The sequence below is a fragment of the Bacteriovorax sp. DB6_IX genome (assembly GCF_000447775.1).
GTDB lineage: Bacteria > Bdellovibrionota > Bacteriovoracia > Bacteriovoracales > Bacteriovoracaceae > Halobacteriovorax_A.
In genome coordinates, this window is record NZ_AUNJ01000255.1 from 1 (window position 1) to 370 (window position 370).

A 370-nucleotide genomic window follows, 5' to 3' on the forward strand; every position below is an offset into this window, starting at 1 on the left:
TGACATTTTCCATACTCAATAACTGATTCCCATGTTCCAAAGAAACACGGTTTTAGTCCACTCGTAGCGATGGCCTCACTAAAGAAGATATTGAAAAGTACTTGTTTTTGAAATTTCTTTTTCCACTCTAGATTCTTCTTTAGACTCTTCTTATTAGAATCGAAACTCTTATCATAAATAGAATCTCTCTCCATTCTAATAAAGAAAGAGACATAGCTTTGATAAATGGCATTAATTTTATTGAATGAGGAATTCTCTATTTCCGTCTTTGAGAAATGATGAAACTCTCCAGCGAAGGCCGAAAAGGACAATTGTATAAATAGAATAAACACGATCTTTTTAATGGTCTGATTCCCCAATCTTATCAAGA

At 33.0% G+C, this 370-nt stretch carries 1 protein-coding gene; it reads right to left on the reverse strand.

Features of this window, described 5'->3' with window-relative positions:
* A partial coding sequence (locus tag M901_RS07570; RefSeq protein WP_157679903.1) for a hypothetical protein occupies positions 1 to 332 on the reverse strand: 332 nt, incomplete at its 3' end.
* Between the last annotated feature and the right edge of the window lie 38 nt (positions 333 to 370).